This is a genomic window from Streptomyces sp. NPDC048370 (assembly GCF_043200825.1).
Lineage (GTDB): Bacteria > Actinomycetota > Actinomycetes > Streptomycetales > Streptomycetaceae > Streptomyces.
The window spans coordinates 44,931-50,985 of record NZ_JBICYI010000011.1 but is presented as its reverse complement, the minus strand read 5'-3'; the positions used below and the strand labels follow the sequence as shown (position 1 = coordinate 50,985).

Genomic DNA, 6,055 nt, shown 5'->3' with positions numbered 1-6,055 from the left:
GGGCCGGCGGCCGCCGGGCCCGGGGGGGGGGCGCGGGGGCCCCGCCCCCCGCCCCCCCCCCCCCCCCCCCCCCCCCCCCCCCCCCCTCCGGCGTTCCGGGACCCCGCGCGGGGCCCGTCCGTCGAGTCCCCGTGCGAGGCCGCCGCGCGTGTGCGGGTGGCGGAGGTGTGGCGCGGGGCGGCGCGCCGGTGGCGCTCACTCCTTCGGGTGAGATGCCCAGGGGCCGTTCCCCCGTGCCCGGTGCGATCGGGAGAATCGACGCGGCCACAGGGGCGGGCCTGTGTGCCGCAGGGCCTTCGGGCGCTGCAGGGCCTCAGGAAGGGCCGTGCATGATCCGTACCAGGACGTTGCTCTCCGATGGCTCCCGGCTGCGCAGGCTGGGACCTCTCGCCCTTCCCACCCTCTGGGGTGCCGTTGCCGTGACCTGGAAACTCGGCTGTCCGCTGGCCCAGCAACCGGGGCTCGCCATGCGGATCGCGACCAGCGTGGTCTTCTTCAGCGTCGGCACGGGGCTGATCCTCGGTCTCCGCCGGGGCCTCTCGCGCGAGCTGGAGCGGATGCGGGCCATCGCCGACGCCACCCAACGGGTCCTGCTGCGCCCACCCCCGCCCCGGCTCGACGGCCTCGCCGTCGCGGCAGGACAGCTCTCCGCCTCCCGGGGCGCCGCCGTCGGCGGTGATCTCTACGAGGCGGTGGCCACGCCCTACGGCGTGCGGGTCGTCATCGGAGACGTCCGGGGCCACGGTCTCGCCGCACTCGGCGCGGTGGTCGCCGTCCTCGGCAGTTTCCGCGAGGCCGCCCACGACGAGCCCGAACTCGGCGGGGTGCTGCGACGCCTCGACCGGGCGCTCGCCCGGCATCTGCGGGAGCGGGCGCGGGAGGAGCACCCGGCGTCCTGCTCCGGACGGGAACCGGAACATCCGGCGGCCGAGGAGTTCGTGACCGTCCTGCTCCTGGAGATCAGCAAGGACGGGGAGGTGTACGCGCTCAACTGCGGGCACCCCGGCCCGTACCGGATCGGCCGCCGGGTCGAGGCCCTCCCCGCAGGCGACCCGCTTCCGCCGCTCGGCACGTTCCCGCTGCCGGCCGACCTCACCCCGTACCACTGCACCCGGCTCCTGCCGGGCGAGGCGCTCTTCCTGCACACCGACGGCGCGGAGGAGGCCCGGGACAGGGCGGGTCGGTTCTTCGGCCTCGAAGCGGTCCTCACCGAGGCCGCCCGTGACGTGCCCCTCTCGCCGGCGGCGCTGGTTCGCCGCGTGCACGGCGCCCTGCTGCGGCACACCGGTGGTCGACTCGCGGACGACGTGGCCCTGTTGGTCGTCCGCAACGACCGGATGCGGGTTCCGGCGCAGCCCGCCGAACCCGGGCTGCGCCGTACCCGACCTGAACCCTCCCCTCACTGTTGAGCGGACAGGGCCTGAGGCCGGCGCCGCCCGGACCGCCTGGGAGTGTCGGGCAGGTCGGCGGGCGGGCGGCGCGGGGCGGGCCGCCGCACTGTACGAGGGGGGAGCCCGGCGGCCCGGGTCGCCTTGCGGCGAGGCGCTCAGTCAACCGGCCCCGAGGGGACGGCGGCAGAGTGCACGGACCGGAAGAACGGGCACTTCATTCACACCCCGTGCGAAACCGCCCACCACTACGCTGTGCGCACCGAGTCATCGGAGGGGCCCATGCACCCCAACACCCTGCTCGACGCCCTTCTGGACGAGGCGGGCGTCTCGCACGCCGGCCTGGCCGCCCATGTGAACCGGGCGGGCCGCTCCCGAGGCCTGGCCCTGCGCTACGAACACACCGCCGTGGCCCGCTGGCTGAAGGGCCAGCGACCGCGCGGCCAGGTGCCCGACCTGATCTGCGAGGTCCTCGCGGCGAGGCTGCACCGGGCGGTCACCCTGGACGACATCGGTCTGGGCGTGACCGGTGGCGCCGTCGCCCACGGCTCGCCGCTCTCCGCGTTCGTCGAGCGGGCCACCGCCCTGTGGCGCTCCGACGAGCAGCAGCGGCCGCACATACTCGGCGTGCAGGCGGTCACCGGCACCCCGGCCGTGATGCCGGTCTGGGAGTGGGAGAACCCGCCGGAGGACTCCGACGTCTCCCGCGACGGCCGGACCCGGGTCTCGACGGCCGACATCGCCATGCTCGGCGCCGCCCGGGCGCACTACGAGCAGATGTACCGGAAGACCGGCGGAGTGGCGACCAGGCAGCGGATCGTCGGCTTCCTCAACTCCGAGACGGCGCCGCTGCTGCGGGGTGCGTACGGCGACAGCCTGGGCCGGCAGCTGCACCGTGCCACCGGCGGTCTGGTGGCCGTGGCCGGCATCTGCGCGTACGACTCCGACGCCCTCGGTCTCGCGCAGCGCTACTTCCACCAGGCGCTGCGGCTCGCGAAGGCGAGCGGGGACCGGGGCCTCGGCGCGTACGTGGTCGCGCTGCTCGTCAATCAGTCGCTGTTCATGGGGGAGTACCGGCAGGCGGTGGCGTTCGCCGAGGCGGCGCTGCGGTCGGCGGGAGGGCGGATCACCCCGGCGCTCGCCGCCGACCTCTCGGCGATGCAGGCGAAGGCGTACGCCCATCTCGACGACGGGGCCGCCGCGTTGGCCTGCATCCGGCGCGCGGAAGCGGAGGCGGAGCGGATCAGACCCGGTTACGAACCGGCCGAGACGGGTTACGTCCAGCCGGGTCTCGTCAACGTGCAGGTCGCCGAGGCCTTGCTCAGCCTGGGTGATCTTCCGGCGGCCCGGGAGCACGCGCGGGCGGCCGTCGAGACGCCGGCGCACGACAGGGGCCGGGTGCACCGGCTGGCCATGCTCTGCCAGATCGAGCTGCGGCAGGGCGAGGCCGACGCGGCCGCGCGGACGGCGGTGGAGATGACCGAGCGGGCGCGGGGGATGGAGTCCCAGCGGCTGCGCGACCGGCTGCGACTGGTGCGGGAGCATCTGCTCGCGAGCGACTGCGGTGACGCGCGGCAGGCGGCCGAACTCATCGACGGGGCACTACGCGTTCCCCTGTGAGCCTGGGGCTGCTGCCATATTGCCACCGACCAATCGGAAGGTGGCAGAAACGTGCAGTGGACGAAACTGAGCGAACAACCTGTCTATGAGAACCGCTGGTTCCGGGTGAACCTCGCGGACGTCGAGCTCCCGGACGGCCGCCACCTCGACCACTATCTGATCCGGCTCCGCCCGGTCGCCGTCGCGACCGCCGTCAACGAGGCCAACGAAGTCCTCATGCTCTGGCGGCATCGCTTCATCACCGACAGCTGGGGCTGGGAGCTGGCCGCCGGTGTCGTCGAGGACGGCGAGGACCTCGAAGCGGCCGCCGCCCGCGAGATGGAGGAGGAGACCGGCTGGCGCCCGGGGCCCCTGCGCCATCTCCTCACCGTCGAGCCGTCGAACGGCCTCACCGACGCCCGGCACCATCTCTACTGGGCGGAGGAAGCCACGTACATCGGCCCGCCCGAGGACGACTTCGAGTCCTCGCGGCGCGAGTGGATACCGCTCAAGCTGATCCCGGACATGATCTCCCGGGGTGAGATCCCGGCCGCCAACATGGCCGCCGGGCTGCTGATGCTCCACCACCTGCGCCTCGGCTGACGCGCTCGTGGTCGGAGCGGCTCGGGAACGCCGAACGGCCCGTACCTGTGCGGTGTACGGGCCGTTCGGACGTCGGGCGGCTCAGGCGTACGGGTAGAAGCCCGAGCCCGTCTTGCGGCCGAGCCGGCCCGCGTCCACCATGCGCTGGAGCAGCGGGGGAGCGGCGTACAGCGGCTCCTTGTACTCGGTGTACATCGAGTCGGCGATGGAGGCGATCGTGTCCAGGCCGATCAGGTCCGCGAGCTTCAGCGGACCCATCGGGTGGGCGCAGCCGAACTCCATGCCGTTGTCGATGTCCTCGCGGCTGGCGATGCCCGACTCGAACATCCGGATCGCGGAGAGCAGGTAGGGCACCAGCAGCGCGTTGACCACGAAGCCGGAGCGGTCCTGGGCGCGGATCGCGTGCTTGCCGAGCACCTTCTCGGCGAAGACCTGGGCGCGGCTGATCGTGCCCTCGGAGGTGGTGAGCGCCGGGATCAGCTCCACCAGCTTCTGGACCGGGGCCGGGTTGAAGAAGTGGATGCCGATGACCTGGTCAGGGCGGGAGGTGGCCACCGCCAGCTTGACCAGCGGGATGGACGAGGTGTTGGAGGCCAGGATCGCGTCGGGCCGGGTCATCACCTGGTCGAGGACCTTGAAGATCTCGGTCTTGACCTGCTCGTTCTCCACCACGGCCTCGATGACGAGGTCGCGGTCGGCGAACTCGCCCAGGTCGGTGGTGAAGCTGAGCCGCGCGAGCGTGGCGTCGCGCTCCTCCTCGCTGATCTTGCCGCGTTCGGCGGCCTTCGCGAGCGAGTTGTAGAGCCGCGTACGGCCGATCTCCAGCGCCTCGCCGGTGGTCTCGGCGACCATCACCTCAAGACCGCTGCGGGCACACACCTCCGCGATGCCCGCGCCCATCTGGCCGCAGCCCACCACTCCGACGCGCTCAATGTCGGCCATGGAGTCCGTCACCTCGTGCCTTTCGCTCTTCTCTGGCGGCGGGCCCCGTCTGATTCCGGTGCGTACGCCTCGACCCCACGACGTTACCGCTCATTAACCGATGATCGATCGGCCGGGGCGGGCATGCTCTGACTGTGGGTGTGACGTATCCGACACAAAGGGACGACAAATGGGTCTGATCGGGAGAAGGGGGTTCGTGGCGGGCACGGCCCTCGCGATGCTCGGCACGACGGGCGCGAGCGCGAGCGCGAGAGCGGGATCGGGAGCGGGATCGGGAGGGGGAGTGGCGAGGGAAGTGGGTACGGGAGCGGGCAGGGGGGCGGGTGCGGAAGCGGAGACCGGCACCGACAACGGCGGTGCGCGGGCGGAACCGAAGAAGGCGCCCGCGCGCGAGTTCCGGGGCATGTGGATCGCGACGGTCTACAACCGCGACTGGCCCTCCCTCGCCGGGCTCAGCGCCCAGGCGCAGCGGTCAGAACTCCTCGCCCACCTCGACCGGGCCGTCGCCCGCCGGCTGAACGCCGTCGTCCTCCAGGTGCGGCCGACCGCCGACGCCCTGTGGCCCTCGCCGCACGAGCCGTGGGCGGAGTGCCTGACCGGGGTTCAGGGCCGCGATCCCGGTTGGGACCCGCTGGGCACGGCCGTCGCGGAGGCCCATGCGCGGGGTCTGGAGCTGCACGCCTGGTTCAACCCGTACCGTGTGGCGAACCACACGGACCCGAAACGGCTCTCGGCGGACCATCCGGCCAGGCGTCACCCGGAGTGGATCGTTCCGTACGGCGGGAAGCTGCACTACAACCCCGGCCTTCCCGAGGTGCGCCGGTTCGTCCAGGACGCGATGCTCGACGCCGTCCGCCGCTATGACATCGACGCCGTCCACTGGGACGACTACTTCTACCCGTACCCGGTGGCCGGGCAGACCTTCGCCGACGACCAGGCCTACGCGCGGTACGGCGGCGGCTTCCGGGACAAGGCGGCCTGGCGGCGGAACAACACCGACCTGCTCGTCTCCGAGATGGCCGCCCGCATCAAGGAGATCAAACCCGGGGTCGCCTTCGGCATCAGCCCCTTCGGCGTCTGGCGCCACGCGACGACCGACCCCGGGGGCTCGGACACGCGGACGGGCGTGCAGAGCTACGACGACCTGTACGCGGACACCCGGAAGTGGGTCAGGGAGCGCTGGATCGACTACGTGATCCCGCAGCTCTACTGGCACATCGGCTTCGAGGCCGCCGACTACGCCAGGCTCCTGCCCTGGTGGGCGGCGGTGGCACGGGGCACCGGCGTCGGGCTCTTCGTCGGTGAGTCGCTCTACAAGGCGGGCGACCCCGCCCAGCCCGCCGCCTGGCAGGACCGCAAGGAACTCTCCCGTCACCTGAGCCTCGCCGCCCGGTATCCGGAGGTCGGCGGGCACTGCTTCTTCGCGGCGACGGAGGTCAGGAAGGACCCGATCGGGGCGATGACCACCGTCGTGGCCGACCACTACCCGACCTACGTGCCTCCGCCCGGCTAGGCACCCTGTC

General features: G+C 72.6%; 5 protein-coding genes. 4 read left to right on the top strand and 1 reads right to left on the bottom strand.

From position 1 onward, the window contains the following. Positions 1-329: 329 nt before the first annotated feature. From ACGFYP_RS23195 to ACGFYP_RS23185, 3 genes are all read left to right on the top strand, one after another. Positions 330-1,409, top strand: a complete 1,080-nt coding sequence (locus ACGFYP_RS23195; protein ID WP_393496664.1) for a PP2C family protein-serine/threonine phosphatase — start codon at positions 330-332, stop codon at positions 1,407-1,409. Between the two features lie 261 nt (positions 1,410-1,670). Then, positions 1,671-3,008, top strand: coding sequence for a transcriptional regulator (locus tag ACGFYP_RS23190; RefSeq protein ID WP_361963532.1), 1,338 nt, complete (start codon positions 1,671-1,673; stop codon positions 3,006-3,008). 51 nt (positions 3,009-3,059) lie between these two features. Continuing rightward, the gene (locus ACGFYP_RS23185; protein WP_393496660.1) at positions 3,060-3,590 is read left to right on the top strand and encodes an NUDIX hydrolase; all 531 of its coding nucleotides are present in this window, start codon (positions 3,060-3,062) and stop codon (positions 3,588-3,590) included. Positions 3,591-3,671: 81 nt separating this feature from the next. Here ACGFYP_RS23185 and ACGFYP_RS23180 read toward each other — a convergent pair whose 3' ends face one another. Continuing rightward, positions 3,672-4,532 (bottom strand): 3-hydroxybutyryl-CoA dehydrogenase, encoded by an 861-nt coding sequence (locus tag ACGFYP_RS23180; RefSeq protein WP_393496657.1) that lies wholly within the window; start codon positions 4,530-4,532, stop codon positions 3,672-3,674. 169 nt (positions 4,533-4,701) lie between these two features. Between ACGFYP_RS23180 and ACGFYP_RS23175 the strand changes: the two genes are divergently transcribed. Beyond that, a complete protein-coding gene (locus tag ACGFYP_RS23175) occupies positions 4,702-6,045 on the top strand; it encodes a glycoside hydrolase family 10 protein (RefSeq protein ID WP_393496654.1) in 1,344 nt (447 codons plus the stop codon). The last annotated feature ends 10 nt before the right edge of the window (positions 6,046-6,055 follow it).

What these genes read in the sequence shown, in the direction of transcription:
- ACGFYP_RS23195 (WP_393496664.1), top strand. Translation starts at nt 330, where the DNA reads ATGATCCGTACCAGGACGTTGCTCTCCGATGGCTCCCGGCTGCGCAGG.
- ACGFYP_RS23190 (WP_361963532.1), top strand. Translation starts at nt 1,671, where the DNA reads ATGCACCCCAACACCCTGCTCGACGCCCTTCTGGACGAGGCGGGCGTC.
- ACGFYP_RS23180 (WP_393496657.1), bottom strand. Translation starts at nt 4,532, where the DNA reads ATGGCCGACATTGAGCGCGTCGGAGTGGTGGGCTGCGGCCAGATGGGC.
- ACGFYP_RS23175 (WP_393496654.1), top strand. Translation starts at nt 4,702, where the DNA reads ATGGGTCTGATCGGGAGAAGGGGGTTCGTGGCGGGCACGGCCCTCGCG.